The following is a 23748-nucleotide window of genomic DNA, read 5'->3' on the forward strand; positions in this document are numbered from 1 at the left end:
CTGGAGGCCATCGTGCGATGGCCTTTTCAATCAGACAGGAAAACACCCATGGCTATCCGCTGGAACCGCCTCTTCACCGACCTGTTGCGCGGCAGTCGCTCCACCTTGTGGGGCAACTGGGCGCTCAACCCCATCATCCAGCCTGGCGCGGTCGGCATCGTCGACCCGACCACGGGCGAATTCACGCTGGTCAAGGATGCGCTGCCAACGGTCGATACCCTGACCGTCGCGCAAAGTCGCAAGTGGAACATCAGCTCCAAGGACGTGCATCGCCGTGAAACCAAGAGCACGGTGAGTGGTACCGTCGTGGACCCGGCCACCGGCGTGCAGGTCAAGCCCGACACCACCGTGGAATGGCGCTTCGAGAATGAAGCGTCCATTGCCTCGGAGTTCGCCATTCATGCCGAACAGCGCCTGAGCGACCTGGGGCTGATCGAGCAGCACTACGCCTGGCTGCACGAACAGGCCAAGCGGGTAGGCATGGCCACCGACCAAGGGATCTCCGAAGGCTTCGGGGTGGTGACCAACGTCATCTACGCCAGCAGCGGCATCAACGCCGGCGCGAAAAAGAAAGGTGCCACGTTTTCGTTGTCCGGTACGGCCAGCGGCCTGAACACCCTGCTCGGCGACCAAGGCATCGTCGGCAGCGGCAAGGCCAGCTTCATCCTGTCGCACGACAGTGCGGCCGTGGAAACCCATACGCTGCCCGCCAAGAGTGGCGAGGTCGCCACACAGCCCATCCCGATCGCCTATGGCTTCGCGTCGTTCGCTGGCAGCCGACTGCTCATGCCCAACTGGATCGCCAAGCTGGGTAGCCTGAAACTGCACGTGGACAGCAAGGCCAGCTTGGCCACGACCTACATCGCCAAGGTCAACCTCAGCTACGACACGCCCGCTGGTCGCGAGGAAAGAACGGCCACGGTGCTGGGTGGCAGCTCGGCCAACTTCAACGACATCCCGCTCTCGGCCACCCGGCTGAAGGTAGTGATCGAGTTCGTCAACCTGGGCGCCAACGAGGTGCACGTCCGCGAGTGGAACACCCCGTTGAGTCAGTGGGTAGGGGGTACCCGGACGTTGAACCTGAGCGGTACGTGGCCCGGCTCGCCCACACTGACGGTGGTCGAGGAGGACTGACCTGCCTGACCCGGTTCGGCACCCTGACCAGGCGTCAGGGTGCCGGGCTTCTCCAGTCGTCGAGGCGATTCAGGCCCGTGCGGTCGTGCGCAGGCGCCCTTCGGTACGTCGTTTCAGGCCACGCTGCTCGATCAGCAGCCGAGTGCCCATCGCCTCGTTCGCCCGCCCCCAGTCCTCGAGCAGCTCCAGGCACGCGTGGTCGATGTAGTTCAGGTGGGTCAGGGGGACGTGCAAGGTGGTACCCGCCGGCACGCTTTCCAGGACCTGGGTCAGCGCCGGCACCTTGAGGAAGGTGGCCGCGCCGCTCAGCCGCAACGCCTTGTGTCCAGGTTCGGGCAGATCCACCAGGTTGATCTTCAACCGTGCCGCCTTGAAGGCCAGCTTGAGCAGGGTCAAGGCAAAGCCCAGCAGCACGCCCGTCAGCAGGTCGCTGAAAACGATGGCCAGGGCGGTCGCCGCGTAGATCAGCACCGGCGAGCGACCATAGCGCTGCAAGCCACGCAGCGCCTTGAAATCCACCAGCTTGACGCCGGTGTACACCAGCACGCCTGCCAGGCTGGCCACCGGAATCTGTTGCAGCACGCTGCTCAGCACCACCACGAACGCCAGCAGCCACACGCCATGCAGGATCGCCGACGCCCGGGTCTTGGCGCCGGCCTGCACGTTCGCCGAGCTGCGCACGATCACCCCCGTCATCGGCAGGGCGCCCACGACGCCGCACAGCATGTTGCCGATCCCTTGCGCCGACAGTTCACGGTCGAAGTCCGACCGCTGCCCGCTGTGCATACGGTCCACCGCAGCGGCCGACAGCAGGGTCTCGGCACTGGCGATGAAGGCGAGCGCCACCGCGGCCATCAGCAGGCTGGGATCGGCGAGCCTGGCCAGGTCGTCCAGGCGCAGCCAGTCGATCGCCTGCGACAGGTCGGTCGGCACCTCGACACGGTTGACCGGCAGCGCCAGCACCAGGCTGATCACGGTCATCGAGGCCACGCCGAGCAGGGCACCCGGCACGAAGCGCAGCCGCTGCGGTCGCCAGCGTTCCCATCCCCACATCAGGGCGATGGTCCCCAGGCCCAACAGACCCGCCTGCCAGGCGCCACTGCCGTGCTCCACGGGCAGCGCCGTGACCAGCATGGCCGGAAAGCCCAGCAGGTTCTGCATACCGGAGGGTTGCGGCGCCGTGTCGAACATCACATGCACCTGGGAAAGCACGATCAGCACGCCGATCCCGGCCAGCATGCCGTAGACCACGGCCGGCGCCGTGACCCTGAACCAGCAGCCCAGGCGCAGACGCCCGGCCAGCAGTTGCAGCAGCCCCGCCAGCAGCAGGATCGGCCCCAGCATGGCGATCCCGTGCTGGCGCACCAGCTCGAAGACCAGCACTGCCAGACCGGCGGCCGGACCGCTCACCTGCAACGGCGAGCCGGCCAGGAAGCCCACCACGATGCCGCCGATGATGCCGGTGATCAGCCCTTTGGCCGGCGGCATGCCCGAAGCGATGGCGATGCCCATGCACAAGGGCAGGGCGACCAGAAAGACCACTATCGACGCCAACAGCTCACGCGGCAGGGCCGCTTTCATCTGTGTCATGTTCACCGTGTTGCTCCTTTCTCGTTTCTCTCGACCCTTCCAGCGGTCATGGGCACGGGTGTCCGAACGGCGCGCACGGGTCGACCGCCAAGGTCGTCGGCACGCTGTTCGGAAGATTCAAGGCAGCGAAGACCCGGCCGCCCCTGGGGCGGCCGGTCAGCAGAAGAGGTTCAGCGTGTCAGGCGCGCTCAGTAACGCCCTCGCGGCGTGGCACAAGGTACGGTGTCACCTTCACCCAACGGCAGGAAGCTGTCGGTGGTGGCATCGTAGGCCTCGATGCGGCTGGTCTCGATGTCATAGATCCAACCGTGGATGTACAACTGCCCTGCAGCCAGACGCGACGCCACCGACGGGTGAGTGCGCAGGTGATGCAGCTGAGCGATGACGTTTTCCTTGGTCAGCACTTGCATGCTCTCGTGCTCGGTACCGCAGGAGCAATTGTCTTCGACCACGGTCCGGGCGACTTCGGCATGGCGCAACCAGGCCTTGACGGTCGGCATCTTTTCCAGCGACTGCGGGTTGAGCACGGCGCGCATGGCGCCGCAGTCGGAGTGACCACAAATGATGATGTGGTGAACGCCCAGTGCCATCACGGCGTATTCGATCGCCGTGGAGACGCCGCCGTTCATCTGGCCATACGGAGGGACGACGTTACCGACGTTGCGGGTGACGAACAGGTCGCCGGGCGAGCTCTGGGTGATCAGTTCGGGCACGATGCGCGAATCGGCGCAGGTGATGAACATGGCGCGCGGCTTCTGCGCGGTGGCGAGCTTCTTGAACAACGCCTCCTGCTCCGGGAACACTTCGTGGTGGAAGCGCAGGAAGCCGTCGACGATCTGCTTCAGGGCGGCATCGGCGCTCTCGACCGGTACGGTCGGAGCCGGCTTGGATGGGTCCTTGACGGGCATGATTCATCCTCTGACGATAGGTAGGCAAATCCATTTTACCGGTGATATATGCAGGCCATGCAGATCTTGGATGACAAGTTCACGGCAAAAATCACAGTTGCTTTGGACTGATTTCCTACGCTACCGGGGAAAACTTAACTGAAACTGAATTCAGGTGCTCTAGCACGAGTCTTCCAGCGCGAAGAGGCAGGGGTTCGAACAGTAGCAAAAAAACATCAATGACCAAAGAGCCATGACTGTACTGAGGCCTGTCGCGGACGCTGCGCGGTGGGATAAGCCGTATGCCGTGCCACGGCCTTTGCGCGAGGTTGACGCGATCATGGCCCACCCTCGAGGTCCTGCCCCTGTGCAGCCTCGAGGCGTGGGTCACGCTCGCTTCAGCGTCGTCGGTCAGGTCAGTCCGTGCCAGCGCACGTACGCTTGCGAACTCGGCGGCCGCCCCAAAAACGCTGCCATGCCTTCGCGCAGCGGACGCGAGGCCCCCGGCTCGAACAGGGTCTCCTGCAGTGCACGTCCGGTCGCCCGATCCCACAGGCCGTGGGACTCGAAGCGGGTGAACAGGTCGAGGGCGTGGACATCCGACCACAGGTAGGCGTAGTAGCCTGCATCGTATCCCATGACCAGGTGTTCGAACGCGTGGGCCGGATGCTCGAACTCGATCAGGGGCCAGTGCCCGCATCGCTCTCGGGCGTCGCCAAGACGTTGCTCGAGGCTCCTGCCATCGTTCGGTGTGTCATGCAGGTCGATATCGAACAACGCCAGGCTCAGGTGATGCGCGATCTCCTCCACGCTCTGCTGACGCAATGCGTGCAAATACTCCCCGATGCGAGCCCGGGCAAGCGGGTGTCCGTCCTGCTGGTGCGAAGAGATCGCCACCAGGTAGTCCGCATCCCACACCCAACGCTCGAACAGTTTGCCGAACAACTCGACGCCATCGGTACCCAGTTCGGTGACATTGGACAGGGCATGGTTGCTCGTACGGACCAGAAGATGGTGCAGGGCATGACCGAACTCATGGAACAACTTGCGCAGCGACAGGTGATCCAGCAGGGGCTGGCTGCCGTCCAGCGCTTGCGGTACATCGCAGAACACCGCTACCGAAGCGACTTGGTAGATACCCTCGGCATCGACACGGCGGCCACGGATGTAGGTGGTGTACACCGAATCTGCCTGTTTGCCAGCATGTTGCACCGCATCGAGGTACAGCAGGCCGATGAGGGCATGGTCCTGCCACACCTCGAACGCCTGCACGCTGGGCGCCCAGGTAGGGAGTGGCCGAGGGTGCAGCGCCACCCCGAACAACTGCTGTACCAACTGCTGCAGGGCTTGCACCACGGTGTCCAGCGGGAAGTAGTCGCGCAGGTCTTCGGTGGACAGGCCGGCAGGGGCGAGCGCCTGCACGTAGGCGACGTCCCAAGGCTGTATCACCGCCAGGCCCATGGTGGCCCCTTGGCGCTCGATCGCCGCACGCCACTGCAACATGGCCGGCCGGACGTGATCGGCCAACTCCTGGAGAAAGGCGCGCACTTGGTCAACCGACCCCGCACTCTTGCCCTGCAGGCTTTGTTCCAGGTGACTGGCGAAACCGAGCAGGTGGGCTCTTTGCTCACGCAGACGTGCCAATTGCTGCAACCGCACGCCATTGTCCCGTTGCGGATCAGGGCTGACACCACGGGTGTGGTAGGCCCGATACACATGCTCCCGGAGTTCACGGTTCTTGGCATGCCTGAGCACCGCGTCGGTCGCCACGCTTTCACAGGGGATCAACCAGCCAGGTTCACCGGCCTCGCGCGCCCGTGCAGCCAGCTCGTCACGGATACGTTGTGGAATGCCGTCCAGCCTGGACGCCTCGGTGATGCTCAACCCAGGCCGATTGATGTGTTCGCTGAACGCCAGGCTCGCGGCTCTGATCTGGGCCTGGATGTCCGCCAGGCGCGCCCTGTCGCTGGGCGCGAGCAGCACGCCGCTGGAGGAGAACTTGTTCAGGTGCCAGTGCAAGGTCGCCTGTTTCTGGGCATCGAGCTGCTGGCCTATCGTGCTCTGCGCCAAACGGGCATACAGAGCCTGCAGCGCAGCGTTGACGAATTTATCATCGAAACGCGCCGTGGTCCTGACAAGGAAATCGAGGATCGCCTGCGCCCAGTCCGGGCCCCTGCCCAGCAGCGGTGAGGCCCCATACAGCACGCTCAACAACTGGGCATCCAGCCCGTCCACGGCCAAGACCAGATCATCCCAGGTAGGCAAGGCCTGCTGATCGGCGATGATGCGTTCGATGCCGCGTTCATGCGCTTGCAGCACATGGTCGAAGGCTTCACCCATGTTCTCCAGGGTGATCGCAGCATAATCGATGGGAACTGCACTAGGTTGCAACAGAGGGTTGTTCATGAAGCATCGCCTCGCTCGAAGTGAAGAGCAGGCGAGCGTGCAGGAGCGGGGCCCGGGCGGTGTGCTAACGATCTACCGCCCAAGCACCGAACCGGGCGCGAGGCCCGGCCGGTACGCCGACGTCATTCGGCCGGTTTCTTGAGTTTCGGATTGGGAAAGAACTGCACGGTCTGCACCGCCTGGGCCTTGGCTGGCGCCTTGGGCGCCAGGTGATTGACCCGGGTGCCCAGCTCCTTGGGCACCGACAGCCCTTGCTCATTGAGGGTATCGGAAAACCCGCACGCCACGCATTCGCGGTGCGGCACACCGTCCTCATCCCACATCTTCAGCTTGTCGGCTTCGCTGCACGCCGGGCAGACGGCCCCGGCGATGAAACGTTTCTTGGTCATGCTCACGGTCACCTCGCTCACGCCGCAGCGTCTTCACTCAGGCCGCTGTGGCGCAGCAGCGCATCGATGGACGGCTCACGGCCACGGAAATCGACGAACAGCACCATCGGTTCACGCGAGCCGCCACGGGCCAGGATGGCTTCACGGAAGGCGCGCCCGGTCTCGGCGTTCAGCACCCCGTCTTCCTCGAAGCGCGAGAAGGCATCGGCCGACAGCACCTCAGCCCACTTGTAGCTGTAGTACCCTGCCGCATAGCCGCCGGCGAAGATGTGCGCGAAGCTGTTGGGGAAGCGGTTGTAGGCCGGCGGCCGCATCACCGATACCTCATCGCGCACGCCTTCGAGCACCTCCAGCACGCTGCGACCATCGCCATGGCTGGCATGCAGCTCGAAGTCGAACAGCGAGAACTCCAGCTGACGCACCATCATCAGGCCGGACTGGAAGTTCTTCGCCGCCAGCATCTTTTCCAGCAGGTCCTGCGGCAGGGCTTCGCCGGTCTGGTAATGACCGGAGATCAACGCCAGGCCTTCAGGCTCCCAGCACCAGTTCTCCATGAACTGGCTCGGCAGCTCGACGGCGTCCCAGGCCACGCCATTGATGCCCGACACACCGGCATGCTCGATGCGGGTCAGCAAGTGGTGCAGGCCATGGCCGAACTCGTGGAACAGGGTGGTCACTTCATCGTGGGTCAGCAGCGCAGGTTGGCCTGGCGACGCGGGCGTGAAGTTGCACACCAGGTTGGCCACCGGGCTCTGCAGCTCGCCGGCAGCGGTGCGGCGACGGTCGCGGGCGCCGTCCATCCAGGCACCGCCACGCTTGTTGGCGCGCGCATAGAGATCGAAGAAGAAGCGTCCGACGTGCTGGCCGTGCTCGCTGATCTCGAACAGCCGCACGTCCGGGTGCCAGCGGTCGAAACCGTCGAGCTCCTTGATCTCGATGCCATACAGACGCTGCACGATGGCGAACAGACCCGACAGCACCTTGTCGATCGGGAAATACGCACGCAGGGCTTCCTGCGACACGCTGTAGCGTTGTTCGCGCAACTTCTCCCCGTAGTAGCCGACATCCCAGCTGCTCAGGTCCGCGCAGCCCTGTTCCTGGGCAAAGGCCTTCAGCTCGGCCAGGTCCTGGGCCGCGAACGGCTTGCTGCGGTGCGCCAGGTCGCGCAGGAAACTCAGCACCTGGTCGCTGGACTCGGCCATCTTGGTGGCCAGGCTCAGCTCGGCGAAATTGGCATATCCGAGCAGCTCGGCCAGTTCCTGGCGCAGGTCGAGGATCTGGCGCATCACCGGACCGTTGTCGAACTGCCCGGCGTTGGGGCCTTGGTCCGAGGCGCGGGTGCTGTAGGCCGCATAGACCTCCTCGCGCAAGGCGCGGTTGGCGGCGTAGGTCATCACGGCGTAGTAGCTGGGGAATTCCAGGGTGATCAGCCAGCCCTCCAGGTCCTTGGCCTGGGCGGCCGCGGCCATCTGGCCCTTGGCCGACTCGGTCAGGCCGTCGAGCAGCGCCTCGTCGGTGACGTGCTTGGTCCAAGCCTGAGTGGCGTCGAGCAACTGATTGGAGAAGCGGCTGCCCAGTTCACTGAGCGTGCTTTGCACCTCGGCGTAGCGCTGCTGCTTGTCCGCCGGCAAGTCGATGCCCGAGAGGCGGAAATCGCGCAAGGCGTGTTCGAGGGTGGTGGTCTGCGCCACGTCGAAGCCAGCGGCCTCAGGGCTGTTGGCCAATGCCTGGTAGGCCTCGAACAAGGCACGGTTCTGACCCAGCTCGGTGGAGTAGGCACTCAACGCCGGCAGGCAGGACTCGTAGGCTTCACGCAGCTCGGCACTGTTGCACACGGCATTGAGGTGGCTGACCGGGCTCCAGGCCGCGCCGAGCCGGTCGTTGAGTTCGTCCATGGCCAGGACCAGGCCGGCCCAGGTCGGGTGCTGGCCTTGCGTCTCGAGGATGCGCGCGATGGCCGCGCGGTTGTCGGCCAGGATCTGCTCGATCGCCGGCAGCACGTGTTCGGCCCGGATCGCCGAGAAGGGCGGCAGATCGTAGGGCTGCAGAAGCGGGTTGTTCGCACTCACGTTGGGATACCTTGGCAGGAGAAACACGGGACCATCTTAATTACAATCGACCCTGACCGCAGCAGGCGGCCACCTATCAGGCTTCAAGAGGGGCACTATACATGGCCATCCGGACCTTCCGGCAGCACACTCCCCAGTTGGGACCCCGCGCGTTCGTCGACAGTTCGGCCATCGTCCTGGGCGACGTGGCAATCGGCGAAGACAGCTCGGTCTGGCCACTGACCGTTGTCCGCGGCGACATGCACCGCATCCGCATCGGCGCGCGCACCAGCGTCCAGGATGGCAGCGTGCTGCACATCACCCACGCCGGCCCGTTCAACCCTGACGGCTTCCCGTTGCTGATCGGCGACGAGGTGACCATCGGCCACAAGGTGATGCTGCATGGCTGCACCCTGGGCAATCGCATCCTGGTCGGCATGGGCAGCACGGTCATGGACGGCGCGGTGGTCGAGGACGAGGTGATCATCGGTGCCGGCAGCCTGGTGCCGCCAGGCAAGCGCCTGGAGAGCGGCTACCTGTACGTCGGCAGCCCGGTTCGTCAGGCACGGCCGTTGACCGACAAGGAGCGCGCCTTCTTCAGCTACAGCGCCAACAATTACGTCACGCTCAAGGACCAGCATCTGGCCGAAGGCTACGACGCGCCCTAACCCCCGACCCGAGATTTCAATGCACCAGCCAAACATCCTGTTCGACCTCGACGGCACGCTCACCGACCCGCGCCTGGGCATCACCCGCTCCATCCAGCATGCGCTGGCGCGGCTCGGCATCGACGAGCCGGACCTGACCCGGCTCGAGCCCTTCATCGGGCCGCCGCTGCTGCAGGCGTTCATGCAGTTCTACGGGTTCGACGAGGCCAAGGCCTGGGACGCGGTGAACCACTACCGTGAGCGCTTCAGCGTCACCGGTCTGTACGAGAACCAGGTCTTCGACGGGGTGCCTGCCCTGTTGTCGACCTTGGCCGGACAGGGCCGTACGTTGTACATCGCCACCTCCAAGCCGTGGGTGTACGCCCGCGAGATCGCCCGGCATTTCGCCTTCGACCAGCACTTCAAGGTGATCTACGGCAGCGAACTGGACGGCACCCGCACCGACAAGGTCGAGCTGATCCGCCACCTGCTCGACGAGGAGCGCCTGGACCCGGCCCAGACCTTGATGATCGGCGACCGCAAGCACGACCTGACCGGCGCGCGCCGCAACGGCGTGCAGGCGGTGGCGGTCGGCTACGGCTTCGGCAGTCATGATGAGTTGCTGGCCGAGGCGCCGGACTTTCATTTCGAGACGCTGACGCAGCTGCACGCGGCGTTCCTGCACGGTCATGACGCTTAGCGACGGGCGCTTCGAACGCCGCTCAGGGCCGAGCGCTGGCGGCCAGGGCCGCTAACGCCTGGTGCCGCGCCGCTGGCGGCAGTCGTCCGAGGGCCTGCACGCGCTGATGAAAGCGTGCCCAGTCGCCCGGTGCCTGACGGTACAACGCCTCGAAGGCCGGTACCCAACGGTCGTAGAGCCCGAAGGGCAGAAGCGTGGCGTTGTTCAGCGGGCCTTCGATCCAGGCATCGTACCGGCCCACGCCGCCCCATTGGCTGTCGCGCAGTTGGCGGTAGTCATGGCGCAGTCGCTCGAATTCGGCCTGTTTGCCCCGGCGCTTGCCCTCGGCATCCAGCGGGCTGTCGTACAAGGCCTGCAAGCGCTCGCGACTGGCCAGCACCAACTGGACGAAGGCTTCACGCTGACCTCGCTCGCCCTCGGGCACAGGCGCCAGGCCCCGTGCGCGACGCCACTGCCGACTGCCTTCCTGCTCGACGAAGGTGGCATAGGATTCGTTGAACTCGGTGTCGTCCTTCACGTAGACGCGCTGGTGCGACAGTTCGTGAAAGATCAGCGTGGCCAGGCGTTCGTCGCCCCAGCCGGTCATGGTCGACAGAATCGGATCATCGAACCAGCCCAGCGTCGAATAGGCTTCGACACCGCCGACGTAGACGTCCAGCCCCTGCTGGCGCATCAGCGCGGCGGCACCCCGGGCGGCGCCCTGGCTGTAGTAGCCGCGGTAGGCCACGCACCCGGCGATCGGAAAGCAGTGGGTGAGCGGGTGCAAGGACAGGGCCGGGGTGGCGAACACGTTCCAGACCACGAAGCGACGGCCCAGATCGGCATAGACCCGGTAGCTACGGTTGTCCGGCAGCTTCAGATGGTCGCTGGCGAACACGCGCGCCTCTTCGGCCTGTATCAGGCGCTGGCGCAAGGTCGGGTCCGTCGCAGGATCGTCGATCACCTGTGTGATCGGCGTCCGGGCACGAAGCAGCTGCCATTGCCCCTGAGCCAGCTGCCCGTAGTACGACGCACTGGAGCAACCGGCGATCAGCCCGCAGGCCAGCAGGGGAACAAACCAGGCCAAGACGCGGTCGAGTGCCGCAAGGTTCGAACGCAGCAGAACGGGTCGGCACATCGGGGCGACTCCTCTCGCTCAACCACCGGTGTTCGCCAGACTACTTGCCTAGGAGAGGTTTCGCCAATGCGTACAAGGTTCACCCTCGCAGCCCTCATGCTGCTTGCTGGCTGCTCCACCTTGCCCGAGCCGGATCCGGGCCAGGCGTGGGTGGACCTGGCCCCTGAACAGAACACTGCGCTGCATGCGCTGGAAGTGGACGATCGTGCCTGGGGCGACAAGCGCTATTTCGAAGTCCCACCCGGTCCACACGAACTCACCGTGCGCTACCAGTTTCCGGTCGCGCCAAGCAACATCGGCCCGGAGGCGGAGTCGCTCTGGCGCGATTGCCAGCTCAACGTCACCTTCAAGGACTTCGACGCCGGCCAGCGGTATCGCCTGCAGGCCGGCAGCATCGGTTTCCGTCCCTGGGTCAAGCTGTACGACCAGCAGCAGAACCTGCTCGGCCAGGGCGCGCCTGCCGGTTGTCAACGCAGCTGATCGCACAGCGCGCTATGCTGTGACCTTTCAGGAGCAGCACAATGAAGACCATGCGCTTGTGCGTGATGCTTGCCGCCCTTGGCGTATTGGGCGGGTGCGCCAGTCCTTTGCCGCCGAAGGATCCCGGCCAGGCCTGGGTGGAGCTGCGCACGCTCGTCCCCGGCAAACTGGTGATGGCCGACCGGCTGGATGGCCAGCGCCTGGAAGATGGACGCTACTTTCAGGTCACGCCCGGACGCCATGAGCTGGTGGTACGCTTCGACTATGAAGTCTATTCCGGCGGTTTCTCTACCGACCCGACCGACCGGACCTGTTACCTCACCCTGCGCTACGACGCCTTCGAGGCGGGCCGTCGCTATCGACTTGAGGCGCGCGCGCCGGCCATGCAGCCGACCGCATTGCTCTATGACGAACAGCGGCGGGTGCTGGTGGACGAGCCAAGCAACGTATTCTGCATCCCGTGAAGAGGCGGGCAGGTCAGGTGTCGTTGCGCTGGTAGATGACTTTGCGGGTACCGTTTTCGCAGCTGCCCACCACCATGTTGGGGTCGCTGACCTCGCTGTTGGGCACGACTTCCAGGGTATAGGAGGTCACGCCGCTGGCCTGGATCTTGGCCTCGATCTCGGCCTTGAGCTCTTCACAGGGCTTGGGGGCTGCCAGGGCAGCTGTCGCCAGTAGGGACGTGGCAACAACCAGAAGGGGACGGATCATGGAGCGGTTCCTCGACAAGGGCCCGATGGCCGGTGGATGAATCAAGAATACACCGCTCCAGACCTGCAGATCACTCCTGCAGCGTCGCGTCCAGGCTGATCGTGGCGTTCAGCACCTTGGAGACCGGGCAGCCTTCCTTGGCCTTGTTGGCCAGTTCCTGGAATTTCTGCTCGTCGACACCTGGCACCTTGGCCTGGAGCACCAGGTGCACGGCGGTAATGGCAAAGCCGTCCGACTGTTTTTCCAGCGTTACTTCAGCCTTGGTGTCGATGCTATCGGGCGTGAAGCCGGCTTCGCCGAGGATCATCGAGAAGGCCATCGAGAAGCAGCCGGCATGGGCAGCCCCGATCAGCTCTTCCGGGTTGGTGCCCGGCGTGTCTTCGAAACGGGTGTTGAAGCCGTAAGCATTGTCTTTGAGCGCACCACTTTGCGTGGAGATGTATCCCTTGCCATCCTTGAGACCACCTTGCCAGTGTGCCGATGCTGTCTTTTTCATGATGCCCTCCAGGACATTGAGGTTGGGTACGTAAGGCTTGAGAAAACACACCCCCAGGCAAGTTCCAACCGATCGGCGGGCCATTGATTCTCATCGATCCGCCCATACAGAGAGAGGAAGGCCCGATGGCCACCCCTTTCCTGGAGACCCTCATGACGCACGTGCGCGACCTCAAGATTTCCGTGCTGGACCTAGTGCCGGTACGTGCCGACCAGGGCACGGCCCAAGCGCTGCACAACTCGCTCGACCTGGCCAGACACGCCGAGCGACTGGGTTACAACCGTTTCTGGATCGCCGAGCACCACAACATGGATGGCATCGCCAGTTCGGCCACGGCCGTGCTGCTGGGTCACCTGGCCGGTGGCACCTCGACTCTGCGGGTCGGGGCGGGCGGCATCATGCTGCCGAACCATGCGCCGCTGGTAGTGGCCGAGCAGTTCGGCACCCTCGCCAGCCTCTACCCAGGCCGCATAGACCTGGGCCTGGGCCGCGCGCCGGGCTCCGATCAACTGACGGCACGCGCGCTACGCCGTGAGCGCTCGGGGAGTGCCGACGATTTTCCCGACGACGTCGAGGAGCTGAGCCGCTACCTGGGTCCGCGCACGCCGGACCAGCGCGTGATCGCCGTGCCGGGCTACGACACCGAGGTGCCGATCTGGCTGTTGGGCTCGAGCCTGTTCAGCGCCCAGCTGGCCGGGATGCGCGGGTTGCCCTATGCCTTCGCCTCGCACTTCGCACCGCGCTACATGCACGAGGCGATTCGCATCTACCGGGACCATTTCCAGCCCTCCACGGTGCTGGACAAGCCGTATGTGATGCTGGGCGTGCCGATGGTGGTCGCCGACACCGACGAGCGCGCCGATTACCTTGCGACCTCGGTATACCGCCGGATCCTGGCGTTGATCCGCGGCCAGAGCCTGATGCAGCAGCCGCCGGTCGACAGCATGGAAGGTCTGTGGCTGCCCCACGAGCGGGACGCGGTGTCGAGCTTCCTGGGCCTGGCGATGATCGGCAGCCCGCAGAAGGTCCGAGCCAAGGTCGAGGTGCTGCTGGAGCAGACGGGTGCGGACGAATTGATCTTTACCTGCGACCTGTACGAGCACGAGGATCGGTTGCGGTCCTATGCCCTGTTGGCCGAGGCATTGCAGACGGCGTGAAGAGGGAGAAGGCCGAGGGAGATGACCTTCTTGGATAGGCCTCAGGTGCTACCCGCGACCGGGTAGCCCGGCGGGCCTGCAGGAACATCATGACGACGCGGCTTCAGTTGTCGCCGGGCCTGCGCTTCTGGTCCTCAGAGGCGGCCTGCACGGCGACGGCACGCCTGACGTTTCGAATCGGCGCTGGCCTCAGCCTTCGCGGCGGTAGACGATGTCCTTGGTCCCGCCTTCGCACGACCCGACGACTTTGCCGCCACCTGCCCCCTTGTCCACGACCTCTAGCACATAGTTGCTGACGTTCTTGGCATCGAGCTTGGCCTCGATCTCCTGTTGCAGCTCGGCGCAGGGCTTGCCAGCCGCCAATGCGGTACCTGCCACGGCCATGAGCCCTACCGCCATCACCAGTTTTTTCATCGACCCTGTTCCTTTTGGCTATCACTGCGAACCAGGGCATCGATGATGCCCTGACACTCAAAATGCTGGGTGCACCGGCACGGCGGCCAGGGTCAGCTGGCGATGATGCGGAAGCCGACCTTGAGCGATACCTGGAAATGCCCGACCTTGCCATCCTGGATGTGACCACGGGTTTCGGTCACTTCGAACCATTCCATGTTCTCGATGGACTTGCCGGCTTCGTCCAGGGCGTGATGGATGGCGTCTTCGATGCTGGTGGTGGACGAGCCGACCAGTTCAACGAGCTTGTAGGTGTGATGGTCCGACATGAGCGTTCTCCTTGGGTGACGTCAGCGAGGGTCCGGTACCCGGACCTTGTCTAGCTGCGAGCCTTGACTGAGGCAGAAAGTTCGATCGCACTTTCCCCCACCCATGCAGTCGCATTCCTGTACAGCTCATCCCACTGCGAAGGAGATACACCATGGCCAATCACTCGTTGCGCAAGCAATCGCTGGAAAGTATGGAAGCGGAAATCGAAAGCCTGCTCAAATCCCTGGAAGGCCTCAAGAGCGATGCCTCCGAAGAGTCGACCAAGAGCCTCAAGGCCATTCGCGAAAACGCCGAGAAGGCGCTGAAGCACTCGCGCAGCCTGCTGGGCGATGCCTACACCGAAGTCAAGGCGCGCACCCGCCAGACCGGCATCGCCACCCGTGATTACGCCCAGGAAAATCCATGGACCACCGCTGGCGTGGCCGTCGGTGCCATCGGCCTGATCGCGGCCCTGATGCTGTGCAAGCGCGGCTAATCGACCCGTCGCTCCAGCTCGGCGCGTAGCCACTGCGCCAGGCGCTCGGCGCGCCGGTCATTGGCGCGTCGAGGCACCCAGAGTGACAAGACCGCCGTGGTCGGTGTGAACCCCCATGGCGCGACCAGCCTGCCCGAACGCAGGTCGTCCGCCACCAGCGGCTCCGGGGCGATCGCCACACCCAGCCCTGCCAGGGCTGCCTCGAGCAAATAATACAAATGTTCGAAATCCTGACCGAACGTCAATCGGGCCGGGTCGAGGTGCTGTTGCCGTGCCCAGGTCGGCCAGGCCTGCGGCCGAGAGCGGGTCTGTAACAGACGCTCCTCGAGCAGTCGCTCGGCGGGGGCCTGACGCAGAAGCTCGCTACCCTGCACGTAAGGGCTCATGACAGGGCCGATGCGCTCCTGTGCCAGCATGTGCACCTGCATGTCCGACGGCCAGGGCGGTTCAGCGAACACCAGCCAGGCGTCCAGGCCCGTTCGCCGGGGATCGGCGTCGCCGTCGCCTGCGGACAAATGCAGGCGCAGATCGGGCAGTTCCGCCTCCAGGCGCCCCAGGCGCGGAATGAACCAGCGCGCCAGCAGACTGCCCGAGCAACCCAGCACGAAAGGCGCTTGGTCCTGCGTCTGCCCCAGTTCGGCACAGACCTGACGTAGACGGTCGAATGCCTCCCCGCTGGCCTCGAACAGACGGCCGCCGGCGTCCGTGAGTTTTAGGCCACGCCCTTCCTTGCGAAACAGTGCGACGCCCAGGTGTTCCTCCAGCAACTTGATCTGCCGGCTCACCGCGCCATGGGTCACGTGCAGGGATTCTGCCGCCTGGCTGACGCTGTTGAGCCGTGCGGCGGCCTCGAAGGCCTTGAGCGCGTTGAGCGGGGGAAGGTCATGGGCCATGGTCGTGTGAGTTTTCCTGACAAGTCGAGACGATCTTATCGGTTTTCACGGCGCACTGCGCTGGTTACAGTAACCGTCATCGCCCTTGTTCATGCTGGAGAACGTCATGACCCAGACTCACTACCGCGCCGGCCCGGATGCCAACGGCCTGTTCGGCTCGTTCGGCGGCCGCTATGTCGCCGAAACCCTGATGCCCCTGGTGCTGGACCTGGCGCGCGAGTACGAGGCGGCCAAGGCCGACCCGGCGTTTCTTGAAGAACTGGCCTACTTCCAGCGTGACTACATCGGCCGCCCCAATCCGCTGTACTTCGCCGAGCGCCTGACCGAGCACTGCGGCGGCGCCAAGATCTACTTCAAGCGCGAAGAGCTCAACCACACCGGCGCGCACAAGGTGAACAACTGCATCGGCCAGGTGCTGCTGGCCAAGCGCATGGGCAAGAAGCGCCTGATCGCCGAGACCGGCGCCGGCATGCACGGCGTGGCCACCGCCACCGTCGCGGCGCGCTTCGGCCTGCCCTGCGTGATCTACATGGGCGCCACCGACATCGAACGCCAGCAGGCCAACGTGTTCCGCATGAAGCTGCTCGGTGCCGAGATCGTGCCAGTCACCGCGGGCACCGGCACGCTCAAGGACGCGATGAACGAGGCCCTGCGCGACTGGGTCACCAACGTCGACGACACCTTCTACCTCATCGGCACCGTCGCCGGCCCGCACCCTTACCCGGCCATGGTCCGTGACTTCCAGTCGATCATCGGCAAGGAAACCCGTGCCCAGTTGCAGGAGAAGGAAGGGCGCCTGCCCGACAGCCTGATCGCCTGCGTCGGCGGCGGCTCCAATGCCATGGGCCTGTTCCACGAATTCCTCGACGACCCGAGCGTGCGCATCATCGGCGTCGAAGCGGGCGGTCATGGCGTGACCACCGACAAGCATGCCGCCAGCCTCAACGGCGGCGTGCCCGGCGTACTGCACGGCAACCGCACCTACCTGCTGCAGGACGACGACGGGCAGATCACCGATGCCCACTCGATCTCGGCCGGCCTGGACTACCCGGGCATCGGCCCCGAGCATGCGCACCTGCACGAGGTGAAGCGCGTCGAGTACGTCAGCATCACCGACGACGAGGCCCTGGCAGCGTTCCACACATGCTGCCGGCTCGAAGGCATCATCCCGGCCCTGGAGAGTGCTCACGCCGTCGCCGAAGCGCTGCGCATCGCCCCCTCGCTGCCCAAGGATCACCTGATGGTCATCTGCCTGTCCGGGCGTGGCGACAAGGACATGCACACCGTGATGAACCACATGGCTGCCCAGGAGACCGTGGCATGAGCCGCCTCGAACAGCGTTTTGCCGAACTGAAAGCCGAAGGCCGCGCGGCCCTGGTCACCTTCATCACCGCAGGCGACCCTGGTTACGACGCCTCTCTGGCGATCCTCAAGGGCCTGCCGAAGGCGGGTGCGGACGTGATCGAGCTGGGCATGCCCTTCACCGATCCGATGGCCGATGGCGTGGCCATCCAGCTGGCGACCCTGCGAGCGCTGGAGGCCGGTCAGACCCTGGCCAAGACGCTGCAGATGGTGCGCGACTTCCGCATCGACGATCAGACCACGCCGATCGTGCTGATGGGCTATTACAACCCGATCCATCGTTTTGGCGTGGAGCGTTTCATCGGCGAGGCCCGCGACGCGGGTGTCGATGGGCTGATCATCGTCGACCTGCCGCCCGAGCACGATGCCGAGCTGGCCGACCCGGCCCATGCGGCAGGGATCGACTTCATCCGCCTGACCACGCCGACCACCGATGACGCCCGCCTGCCGCGTGTGCTGGCGCGCAGCTCCGGGTTCGTCTACTACGTGTCGGTCGCCGGCGTCACCGGTGCCGGCTCGGCTACCACTGACCAGGTCACCCAGGCCATCGAGCGCCTGCGCCGGCACACCGCTCTGCCGATCAGCGTTGGCTTTGGCATCCGTACCGCCGAGCAGGCGGCCGCCATCGCGCGACTGGCCGACGGCGTCGTGGTCGGTTCGGCGCTGATCGACAAAGTGGCCCAGGCACCGACGGCAGAACAGGCCGTGACGGACGTGCTGGGGTTGTGCGCCGAGCTGGCCGCTGGCGTACGCCACGCGCGCTGAGCGTCCGTCACCGTCCTACGCCGGGTCTTCGGACCCGGCATGGGCGCCGCGCCGTTCAGGCGCCGTGGCTCATCCTCCGAACAGCGCCAGGTTCAACGGCCTGACCGCGCCCATCCAGATGGCGTGGTCGCGGTGGTCGGCCAGCTCATCGCCCGTCAGCGGGTGCAGGAACACCACCAGCCCGTTACGGTTGAGCGCCAGCCAGGGCAGCACCACACCGATGAATTCCGGATCGAAAGCCAGCTGACAGCTCCAGTCAGGGTGCGGTCCGACCGGCCGTTGGTGGAGTCGGCCCAAGGTGACGGGAAACAGCGTGGCCGCTTCCTCGCACAAGGTACGGGCCTGCTCGAAGGTCTGGGCGTCGAAGTAGACGTGGGCATGGTAGCCCTGGATTCTTTGCACGAAGGCTCCTGAAGAGAGGGACAGTCCGTGCGTCGGACTATACAGGGGTCTGACGAAGAGACGGGACGGGGCTACGTGCTGTCCATGGATTGAAGGTGCGCAGGACAACCCGTTCCATTTTTCTTCACAGGCTAGACAGGGAGGCGTAGCCCGACCCGATGGTCGACGTCCATCAGCGCTGCGAAAATAAACTTGCTTCGCTCGGCCGGATTTACCACGCTCGCTCCATCCCTTCGCCAGAACGCGTCCCTGATCATGCGCCGTCTTCATCGCTTACTGCCCTTCATGGCCTGGCTGCCGCACCTGACCTGGCGCGACCTGCGCCAGGACGTGCTGGTCGGCCTCAGCGGCGCCATCCTGGCGCTGCCACAGTCCATTGCCTATGCCCTGATCGCCGGACTGCCTGCCGAATACGGGTTGTACGCAGCCATGGTGCCGGTGGTGATCGCCTGCCTCTGGGGCTCGTCCTGGCACCTGATCAGTGGTCCCACAGCGGCCATTTCAGTCGTGCTCTACGCCAGCATCAGTCCTCTGGCCGTTCCAGGCAGTGCCGACTACGTGACCTTGGTGCTGCTGCTGACCTTCGTGGCTGGCCTGTTCCAGCTCACCCTCGGCCTGCTGCGCTTCGGCACGCTGGTGGATTTCGTCTCCCACGCCGTGGTGCTCGGCTTCAGCCTGGGCGCAGCGGTGGTCATCGCCCTGGGCCAGATGCCCAATCTGCTCGGTCTGGACCTGCCCAGCCAGGCCACGGCCCTGGGGACCGCGCAGGCCCTGCTGGCCCACGCGGGCGAGGTGGATGTGCCGGCCATGGTGCTCGGTCTGGCGACGGTGCTGCTCGGCGCAGGCTTCAAGCGCTGGCGTCCTCGCTGGCCGGGGTTACTGATCAGTCTGACGGCCATCAGCCTGCTAGCCTGGTCTTTGCCAGGCCTGTTCGGAGAAGTGACACGCGTACCGGCCTTCGTCGGCCAGTTGCCACCGCTCAGCCCCCTGCCGCTGCTGGACGCCGAGACGATCCTGCGCCTGCTGCCCAGCGCGGTGGCCGTGGGCATGCTGGGATTGGTCACCAGCCTGTCGATCGCCCGCTCGCTCTCGGCACGCTCGGAGCAACTGATCGACGCCGACCAGGAGATTCGTGGCCAGGGTCTGTCCAACCTGGTCGGCTCGCTGTGCTCCGGGTACCTGTCGTCCGGCTCCTTCACCCGCTCCGGCCTGAACCTGGACGCCGGTGCCCGCTCGCCGCTGGCCGGCGTCTGCTCGGCCCTGTGGCTGGGCGTGTTCGCCTTGACCAGCGCCAGCCTGATCGCCTGGCTGCCGGTGCCGGCCATGGCCGGCGGCATCCTGCTGATCTGCTGGGGGCTGATGGACCGACCGGCCATCGCCGCGCTGTTCCGGGTCAGCCGCGCCGAATTCGTCGTGATGGCGCTGACCGCCTGCGCCACCTTGCTGCTGGAGTTGCAGACGGCCATCTACGCCGGCGTGCTGGCCTCGCTGTTCTTCTACCTCAAGCGCACGTCCCGCCCTCGCGTGCAGCAGAGTCGCGAGGGTGACACGGACGTACTCAGGATCGGCGGCTCGATCTTCTTCGGCGCGGCCCATCACCTGCAGGTGCGCCTGCAGCGCTGCCAAGGGCCGCACGTGATCGTCGAGGCGCCGCAGATCAACTTCATCGACTATTCGGGCGTGGACATGCTGCACCGCGAGGCGCGGCGGCTGGCGCGTCGTGGCGGCAGTCTGACCCTGCGTCGCGCACGGGCGCAGGTGATGGTCGATATCCAGACGCTGGAAGGGGCCGCGCACTGTCCCATCCGCTTCACCGACCCGACGTGACCCTCGGCGCTCAGCCTTGGGTCAACTGACGGCGCAGGTGCGCCAGTACTGGTGCGGTGTCCGGTCGTACGCCTCGCCAGCCTTCGAAGGCTTCCGCGGCCTGCTCGGCGAGCATGCCCAGCCCGTCCAGCACCTGGGCGGCACCTAGGCGCGTGGCCCATTGGCAGAACGGCGTCGGTTCGCGGCCGTACATCATGTCGTAGCACACCGTGCGACCCGGCTCGACCAGGCTGTCGGCCAGGGGCGGCAGTTCGCCGGCCAGGCTGGCGGAGGTGGCGTTGACGATCAGGTCCACCGGTTCGACGAAGGCGGTGAAGCCGCTGCCGATCACCGGCCCCAGGTCGGCGAACTCGCGGGCCAGGTGCTCGGCCTTCTCCACGGTACGGTTGGCGATCAGCACGGCCTTCGGGCCCTGCGCCAGCAGTGGCTCGAGCACCCCGCGCACGGCGCCGCCCGCCCCCAGGACCAGGATGCGCTTGCCGGCCAGCGTGACCCCGGCATTGACCGTCAGGTCACGGACCAGCCCGGCACCGTCGGTGTTGTCGCCTTGCAACGTGCCGTCGTCGAGTTTGCTCAAGGTGTTCACGGCGCCTGCACGCTGCGCACGCGCTGTCAGGTGGTCACACAAGTGCAAGGCTTCTTCCTTGAACGGTATGGTGACGTTGGCCCCCTGGCCTTGCTTGAAGAAGCCCAGCGCGCACGCGCTGAACCCGTCGATGGGCGCCAGCAGGGTGGTGTAGGCCAGGGCCTGGCCGGTCTGCTCGGCGAACAGCCGATGGATCGACGGCGACTTGCTGTGGCCGATCGGGTTGCCGAAAACGACGTACTGGTCCATGTCTGCTCCTGAGTTATCCACAGCGGTCATTGCCCCAACCAGTCTCGATCGGTCAGGAAATAATCGGTCAGGCGAGCCTCTTCGCTGCCTGGTGCCGGCTTCCAGTCGTAGCCCCAGCGTACCTGGGGGGGCAACGACATGAGGATCGACTCGGTACGCCCGCCCGACTGCAGGCCGAACAGCGTGCCGCGGTCGTAGACCAGGTTGAACTCCACGTAGCGTCCCCGGCGGTATTCCTGGAATTCCCGTTGCTGGGCCGTGTAGGCCAGGTGCTTGCGACGCTGCACGATGGGCAGGTAGGCCTCCAGGTAGGCATCACCGATGGCACGGAGGAAGGCGAAGCAGGTGTCGAAGTCCCACGCGTTGAGGTCGTCGAAGAACAGCCCGCCGATGCCACGGGGCTCGCCCCGGTGCTTGAGGTGGAAGTAGCGGTCGCACCAGGCCTTGTAGCGCGGGTAGACGTCAGGGCCGAACGGCGCGCAGGCACGCTCGGCGACCCGGTGCCAGTGCACGCAGTCTTCTTCGTTGCCGTAGTAGGGCGTCAGGTCGAAGCCGCCGCCGAACCACCAGACCGCTTCCTCGCCCTCCTTCTCGGCGATGAAGAAACGCACGTTGGCGTGCGAGGTCGGCACGTGAGGGTTGTAGGGATGGATGACCAGCGAGACGCCCAGGGCCTCGAAACCACGCCCGGCCAGTTCCGGTCGATGGGCACTGGCCGACGGCGGCAGGCCGGCCCCGAAGACATGGGAGAAGTTCACGCCCCCTTTCTCGATCAGCGCGCCTTCGCCGATGACCCGGGTCCGTCCACCGCCCCCGGCATCACGCACCCAGGCGTCTTCGACGAAGCGGGCGGTGCCGTCCTCGCGTTCCAGGGCGGCGCAGATACGGTCTTGCAGGTCGAGCAGGTAGGCCTTCACGGCCTCGGTACGGCTGGTCATCGGGTCACCCGGTGGCGGCAGGAAGGAAATCGCGCCTAGCATAGCATCGGCCAGCGGCACCCCGCAGTTGACGGCGGTCGAGCAAAGGCGCCAGATAGCAGGTCTTCCCTGATCACGACAACAGGAGTGCGAGATGGCCCAACGTATAGAGTTCAGCCAGCATGGTGGCCCGGAAGTCCTGCAACTGGTGACCTTCGAACCCAAAGCGCCAGGTCCGAACCAGGTCCAGGTGCGCAACAAGGCCATCGGCCTGAACTTCATCGACACCTATTTCCGCAATGGCCTGTACCCGCCACCGGCGTTGCCGTCGGGCCTGGGCACCGAAGGGGCGGGCGTGGTCGAGGTGATCGGCGAAGGCGTCACTCGGTTCAAGGTCGGTGATCGCGTGGCCTACGCCGGTGGCCCGCTCGGCGCCTACAGCGACGTGCACACGCTGCCGGAAGGCAACCTGGTCAGCCTGCCCGAGGCGATCAGTTTCGAGCAGGCCGCGGCGGTGATGCTCAAGGGCCTGACCGTGCAGTACCTGTTCAAGCAGACCTATGCCGTGCAGCCCGACGACTACGTGCTGTTCCATGCCGCCGCCGGTGGCGTCGGCTCGTTGGCCTGCCAATGGGCCAAGGCCCTGGGCGCCAGGCTGATCGGCACCGTCGGTTCGGCGGAAAAGGCCGAGCGTGCCAAGGCCCTGGGCGCTTGGGCGACCATCGACTACAGCCACGAAGACGTCGCCAAGCGCGTGCTGGAGCTGACCGACGGCCGCAAGTGCGCGGTGGTCTACGATGGCGTCGGTGCCGACACCTGGCTGACTTCGCTGGACTGCCTGCAGCCCCGTGGTCTGATGGTCAGCTTCGGCAACGCCTCGGGGGCGGTGAGCGGTGTCAACTTGGGCATCCTGGCGCAGAAGGGCTCGCTGTATGTGACCCGCCCGACCCTGGCCACCTACACCAGCACTCCCGAGCAGACCCAGGCCATGGCTGATGACCTGTTCGCGATGATCACCCGCGGCCAGCTGACGGTGGACGTGCAGCAGCGCTATGCGCTGAGCGAGGCGGCCGAGGCGCAGAAGGCCCTTTCGGGGCGCGAGACGGTCGGCTCTACAGTGTTGCTGCCGGAAGGATGAGTCCTTCCCGCTAAGCTGAGCGACGACTCGGGCACTGAGCGTGCCTGAGCCGTCCACGCACAGGCTCAGCCCGGTCGTCTGACCTCGCCGCTGACCAGGTCGCGGATCACGCTCGGGTTGCGGCGCCCGCCCAGGGCACCGCCCAGCACGTGGTCCAGCTCGCCATGGAAGTACTGTTCCACACGCAGCCGTGTCCGGGCCGCCGGACGTCCGGCCGGGTTGCATGACGTGGAAATCAGCGGCCCCACCAACGCGCACAGCTCGCGCACCTGCGGGTGATCGCTGACGCGCAGGGCCACGGTGTCGTGCTCCCCGGTCACCCATTCCGGCAGCAGGTCCTGGTGCGGCACCAGCCAGGTGTTCGGCCCTGGCCAGGTGCTGCTCATGCGGTCGATCCAGTCTTCGGGGAAGTCCTCGAACAGGAAGTCGAACTGACGGATGGTGTCGGCCACCAGGATCAGCCCTTTATCCACAGGCCGCGACTTGAGCGCGAGCAGGCGATACACCGCGTCTTCGTTCCACGGATCGCAGCCCAGACCCCAGACGGCCTCCGTCGGGTACGCGATCACCGCGCCTGCCCGGACCTCACGTGCGGCTTGCTGCACACGCCAACTGCTGACCATTGTCCTGCCTCCCATGAAGATCGATG

Annotated in this window: 26 protein-coding genes; 11 read left to right on the forward strand and 15 right to left on the reverse strand. The window is 65.5% G+C overall.

All coding sequences use genetic code 11. The features are described 5' to 3' along the window. The first annotated feature begins 48 nt into the window (after positions 1-48). A complete protein-coding gene (locus G7007_RS01535) occupies positions 49-1134 on the forward strand; it encodes a hypothetical protein (protein ID WP_181098727.1) in 1086 nt (361 codons plus the stop codon). A 69-nt stretch (positions 1135-1203) separates the two neighbouring features. Here G7007_RS01535 and G7007_RS01540 read toward each other — a convergent pair whose 3' ends face one another. The 5 genes from G7007_RS01540 to prlC form a co-directional block, all read right to left on the reverse strand. After that, positions 1204-2724 (reverse strand): SulP family inorganic anion transporter, encoded by a 1521-nt coding sequence (locus G7007_RS01540; RefSeq protein ID WP_258198432.1) that lies wholly within the window; start codon positions 2722-2724, stop codon positions 1204-1206. A 188-nt stretch (positions 2725-2912) separates the two neighbouring features. Continuing rightward, positions 2913-3632 (reverse strand): carbonic anhydrase, encoded by a 720-nt coding sequence (locus G7007_RS01545; protein WP_060395481.1) that lies wholly within the window; start codon positions 3630-3632, stop codon positions 2913-2915. 390 nt (positions 3633-4022) lie between these two features. Next, the gene (locus G7007_RS01550) at positions 4023-6017 is read right to left on the reverse strand and encodes a M3 family metallopeptidase (RefSeq protein ID WP_181098729.1); all 1995 of its coding nucleotides are present in this window, start codon (positions 6015-6017) and stop codon (positions 4023-4025) included. A 122-nt stretch (positions 6018-6139) separates the two neighbouring features. Further along, positions 6140-6406: a YheV family putative zinc ribbon protein gene (locus tag G7007_RS01555; RefSeq protein ID WP_219858893.1), complete on the reverse strand. Its 267-nt coding sequence runs from the start codon at positions 6404-6406 to the stop codon at positions 6140-6142. Positions 6407-6423: 17 nt separating this feature from the next. Then, the gene (gene prlC / locus G7007_RS01560; protein WP_181098730.1) at positions 6424-8475 is read right to left on the reverse strand and encodes an oligopeptidase A; all 2052 of its coding nucleotides are present in this window, start codon (positions 8473-8475) and stop codon (positions 6424-6426) included. A gap of 101 nt (positions 8476-8576) precedes the next feature. Between prlC and G7007_RS01565 the strand changes: the two genes are divergently transcribed. Then, positions 8577-9122 (forward strand): gamma carbonic anhydrase family protein, encoded by a 546-nt coding sequence (locus tag G7007_RS01565; protein WP_181098731.1) that lies wholly within the window; start codon positions 8577-8579, stop codon positions 9120-9122. Between the two features lie 19 nt (positions 9123-9141). After that, the gene (locus G7007_RS01570; RefSeq protein WP_181098732.1) at positions 9142-9801 is read left to right on the forward strand and encodes an HAD family hydrolase; all 660 of its coding nucleotides are present in this window, start codon (positions 9142-9144) and stop codon (positions 9799-9801) included. A gap of 22 nt (positions 9802-9823) precedes the next feature. On the opposite strand, the gene G7007_RS01575 is transcribed toward G7007_RS01570, so the two are convergent. Then, positions 9824-10918, reverse strand: a complete 1095-nt coding sequence (locus tag G7007_RS01575; RefSeq protein WP_181098733.1) for an aminopeptidase — start codon at positions 10916-10918, stop codon at positions 9824-9826. A gap of 66 nt (positions 10919-10984) precedes the next feature. Between G7007_RS01575 and G7007_RS01580 the strand changes: the two genes are divergently transcribed. Continuing rightward, positions 10985-11398: a PA0061/PA0062 family lipoprotein gene (locus G7007_RS01580; RefSeq protein ID WP_181098734.1), complete on the forward strand. Its 414-nt coding sequence runs from the start codon at positions 10985-10987 to the stop codon at positions 11396-11398. A 50-nt stretch (positions 11399-11448) separates the two neighbouring features. After that, entirely contained in the window at positions 11449-11862 is a 414-nt protein-coding gene (locus G7007_RS01585; protein WP_181098874.1) for a PA0061/PA0062 family lipoprotein, read from the forward strand. 13 nt (positions 11863-11875) lie between these two features. Here the strand turns inward: G7007_RS01585 and G7007_RS01590 are convergent, their stop codons facing one another. Together G7007_RS01590 and G7007_RS01595 are read right to left on the reverse strand one after the other, a co-directional pair. Further along, a complete protein-coding gene (locus tag G7007_RS01590) occupies positions 11876-12109 on the reverse strand; it encodes a DUF1161 domain-containing protein (protein WP_181098735.1) in 234 nt (77 codons plus the stop codon). Between the two features lie 70 nt (positions 12110-12179). Then, complete coding sequence (locus G7007_RS01595) at positions 12180-12605, reverse strand: OsmC family protein (RefSeq protein ID WP_181098736.1); 426 nt, start codon at positions 12603-12605, stop codon at positions 12180-12182. A gap of 152 nt (positions 12606-12757) precedes the next feature. Between G7007_RS01595 and G7007_RS01600 the strand changes: the two genes are divergently transcribed. Continuing rightward, on the forward strand, positions 12758-13762 hold the full coding sequence (locus tag G7007_RS01600) for an LLM class flavin-dependent oxidoreductase (protein ID WP_181098875.1): 1005 nt from the start codon (positions 12758-12760) through the stop codon (positions 13760-13762). Positions 13763-13951: 189 nt separating this feature from the next. On the opposite strand, the gene G7007_RS01605 is transcribed toward G7007_RS01600, so the two are convergent. Both G7007_RS01605 and G7007_RS01610 read right to left on the reverse strand, forming a co-directional pair. Continuing rightward, on the reverse strand, positions 13952-14176 hold the full coding sequence (locus G7007_RS01605; protein WP_181098737.1) for a DUF1161 domain-containing protein: 225 nt from the start codon (positions 14174-14176) through the stop codon (positions 13952-13954). Positions 14177-14268: 92 nt separating this feature from the next. Further along, complete coding sequence (locus tag G7007_RS01610; RefSeq protein WP_060395491.1) at positions 14269-14484, reverse strand: dodecin; 216 nt, start codon at positions 14482-14484, stop codon at positions 14269-14271. 152 nt (positions 14485-14636) lie between these two features. Between G7007_RS01610 and G7007_RS01615 the strand changes: the two genes are divergently transcribed. Further along, positions 14637-14960, forward strand: a complete 324-nt coding sequence (locus tag G7007_RS01615; protein WP_181098738.1) for a DUF883 family protein — start codon at positions 14637-14639, stop codon at positions 14958-14960. Here the strand turns inward: G7007_RS01615 and G7007_RS01620 are convergent. Next, positions 14957-15853 (reverse strand): LysR family transcriptional regulator, encoded by an 897-nt coding sequence (locus G7007_RS01620; protein ID WP_181098739.1) that lies wholly within the window; start codon positions 15851-15853, stop codon positions 14957-14959. The two genes, G7007_RS01615 and G7007_RS01620, sit on opposite strands and share 4 nt — an antisense overlap. A gap of 106 nt (positions 15854-15959) precedes the next feature. Between G7007_RS01620 and trpB the strand changes: the two genes are divergently transcribed. Next, positions 15960-17177 (forward strand): tryptophan synthase subunit beta, encoded by a 1218-nt coding sequence (gene trpB / locus G7007_RS01625; protein WP_181098740.1) that lies wholly within the window; start codon positions 15960-15962, stop codon positions 17175-17177. Beyond that, the gene (gene trpA / locus G7007_RS01630) at positions 17174-17980 is read left to right on the forward strand and encodes a tryptophan synthase subunit alpha (protein ID WP_181098741.1); all 807 of its coding nucleotides are present in this window, start codon (positions 17174-17176) and stop codon (positions 17978-17980) included. The genes trpB and trpA overlap by 4 nt, the downstream gene beginning before the upstream one ends. Positions 17981-18049: 69 nt before the next feature. Here trpA and G7007_RS01635 read toward each other — a convergent pair whose 3' ends face one another. Beyond that, complete coding sequence (locus G7007_RS01635) at positions 18050-18382, reverse strand: DOPA 4,5-dioxygenase family protein (RefSeq protein WP_181098742.1); 333 nt, start codon at positions 18380-18382, stop codon at positions 18050-18052. A 255-nt stretch (positions 18383-18637) separates the two neighbouring features. On the opposite strand from G7007_RS01635, the gene G7007_RS01640 reads away from it, so the two are divergent. After that, a complete protein-coding gene (locus tag G7007_RS01640) occupies positions 18638-20209 on the forward strand; it encodes a SulP family inorganic anion transporter (protein WP_181098743.1) in 1572 nt (523 codons plus the stop codon). 10 nt (positions 20210-20219) lie between these two features. Here G7007_RS01640 and aroE read toward each other — a convergent pair whose 3' ends face one another. Continuing rightward, positions 20220-21044: a shikimate dehydrogenase gene (aroE, locus tag G7007_RS01645; protein WP_181098744.1), complete on the reverse strand. Its 825-nt coding sequence runs from the start codon at positions 21042-21044 to the stop codon at positions 20220-20222. A gap of 26 nt (positions 21045-21070) precedes the next feature. Beyond that, a complete protein-coding gene (hemF, locus tag G7007_RS01650; protein WP_181098745.1) occupies positions 21071-21982 on the reverse strand; it encodes an oxygen-dependent coproporphyrinogen oxidase in 912 nt (303 codons plus the stop codon). A gap of 133 nt (positions 21983-22115) precedes the next feature. Here hemF and G7007_RS01655 point away from each other — a divergent pair, with 133 nt between their 5' ends. Then, positions 22116-23099: an NADPH:quinone reductase gene (locus G7007_RS01655; protein WP_181098746.1), complete on the forward strand. Its 984-nt coding sequence runs from the start codon at positions 22116-22118 to the stop codon at positions 23097-23099. A gap of 65 nt (positions 23100-23164) precedes the next feature. Here G7007_RS01655 and G7007_RS01660 read toward each other — a convergent pair whose 3' ends face one another. After that, a complete protein-coding gene (locus G7007_RS01660; RefSeq protein WP_181098747.1) occupies positions 23165-23722 on the reverse strand; it encodes an L-threonylcarbamoyladenylate synthase in 558 nt (185 codons plus the stop codon). Positions 23723-23748 lie beyond the last annotated feature (26 nt).

This window comes from Pseudomonas entomophila, assembly GCF_013523125.1.
Classification (GTDB): domain Bacteria; phylum Pseudomonadota; class Gammaproteobacteria; order Pseudomonadales; family Pseudomonadaceae; genus Aquipseudomonas; species Aquipseudomonas entomophila_B.

Bases quoted from the DNA above. Each gene is read 5' to 3' on its own strand.
- G7007_RS01535 (WP_181098727.1), top strand. From the start codon at position 49: ATGGCTATCCGCTGGAACCGCCTCTTCACCGACCTGTTGCGCGGCAGT.
- G7007_RS01540 (WP_258198432.1), bottom strand. From the start codon at position 2,724: ATGACACAGATGAAAGCGGCCCTGCCGCGTGAGCTGTTGGCGTCGATA.
- G7007_RS01545 (WP_060395481.1), bottom strand. From the start codon at position 3,632: ATGCCCGTCAAGGACCCATCCAAGCCGGCTCCGACCGTACCGGTCGAG.
- G7007_RS01550 (WP_181098729.1), bottom strand. From the start codon at position 6,017: ATGAACAACCCTCTGTTGCAACCTAGTGCAGTTCCCATCGATTATGCT.
- G7007_RS01555 (WP_219858893.1), bottom strand. From the start codon at position 6,406: ATGACCAAGAAACGTTTCATCGCCGGGGCCGTCTGCCCGGCGTGCAGC.
- G7007_RS01565 (WP_181098731.1), top strand. From the start codon at position 8,577: ATGGCCATCCGGACCTTCCGGCAGCACACTCCCCAGTTGGGACCCCGC.
- G7007_RS01570 (WP_181098732.1), top strand. From the start codon at position 9,142: ATGCACCAGCCAAACATCCTGTTCGACCTCGACGGCACGCTCACCGAC.
- G7007_RS01575 (WP_181098733.1), bottom strand. From the start codon at position 10,918: ATGTGCCGACCCGTTCTGCTGCGTTCGAACCTTGCGGCACTCGACCGC.
- G7007_RS01580 (WP_181098734.1), top strand. From the start codon at position 10,985: ATGCGTACAAGGTTCACCCTCGCAGCCCTCATGCTGCTTGCTGGCTGC.
- G7007_RS01585 (WP_181098874.1), top strand. From the start codon at position 11,449: ATGCGCTTGTGCGTGATGCTTGCCGCCCTTGGCGTATTGGGCGGGTGC.
- G7007_RS01590 (WP_181098735.1), bottom strand. From the start codon at position 12,109: ATGATCCGTCCCCTTCTGGTTGTTGCCACGTCCCTACTGGCGACAGCT.
- G7007_RS01595 (WP_181098736.1), bottom strand. From the start codon at position 12,605: ATGAAAAAGACAGCATCGGCACACTGGCAAGGTGGTCTCAAGGATGGC.
- G7007_RS01600 (WP_181098875.1), top strand. From the start codon at position 12,758: ATGACGCACGTGCGCGACCTCAAGATTTCCGTGCTGGACCTAGTGCCG.
- G7007_RS01605 (WP_181098737.1), bottom strand. From the start codon at position 14,176: ATGAAAAAACTGGTGATGGCGGTAGGGCTCATGGCCGTGGCAGGTACC.
- G7007_RS01610 (WP_060395491.1), bottom strand. From the start codon at position 14,484: ATGTCGGACCATCACACCTACAAGCTCGTTGAACTGGTCGGCTCGTCC.
- G7007_RS01615 (WP_181098738.1), top strand. From the start codon at position 14,637: ATGGCCAATCACTCGTTGCGCAAGCAATCGCTGGAAAGTATGGAAGCG.
- G7007_RS01620 (WP_181098739.1), bottom strand. From the start codon at position 15,853: ATGGCCCATGACCTTCCCCCGCTCAACGCGCTCAAGGCCTTCGAGGCC.
- trpB (WP_181098740.1), top strand. From the start codon at position 15,960: ATGACCCAGACTCACTACCGCGCCGGCCCGGATGCCAACGGCCTGTTC.
- trpA (WP_181098741.1), top strand. From the start codon at position 17,174: ATGAGCCGCCTCGAACAGCGTTTTGCCGAACTGAAAGCCGAAGGCCGC.
- G7007_RS01640 (WP_181098743.1), top strand. From the start codon at position 18,638: ATGCGCCGTCTTCATCGCTTACTGCCCTTCATGGCCTGGCTGCCGCAC.
- aroE (WP_181098744.1), bottom strand. From the start codon at position 21,044: ATGGACCAGTACGTCGTTTTCGGCAACCCGATCGGCCACAGCAAGTCG.
- hemF (WP_181098745.1), bottom strand. From the start codon at position 21,982: ATGACCAGCCGTACCGAGGCCGTGAAGGCCTACCTGCTCGACCTGCAA.
- G7007_RS01655 (WP_181098746.1), top strand. From the start codon at position 22,116: ATGGCCCAACGTATAGAGTTCAGCCAGCATGGTGGCCCGGAAGTCCTG.
- G7007_RS01660 (WP_181098747.1), bottom strand. From the start codon at position 23,722: ATGGTCAGCAGTTGGCGTGTGCAGCAAGCCGCACGTGAGGTCCGGGCA.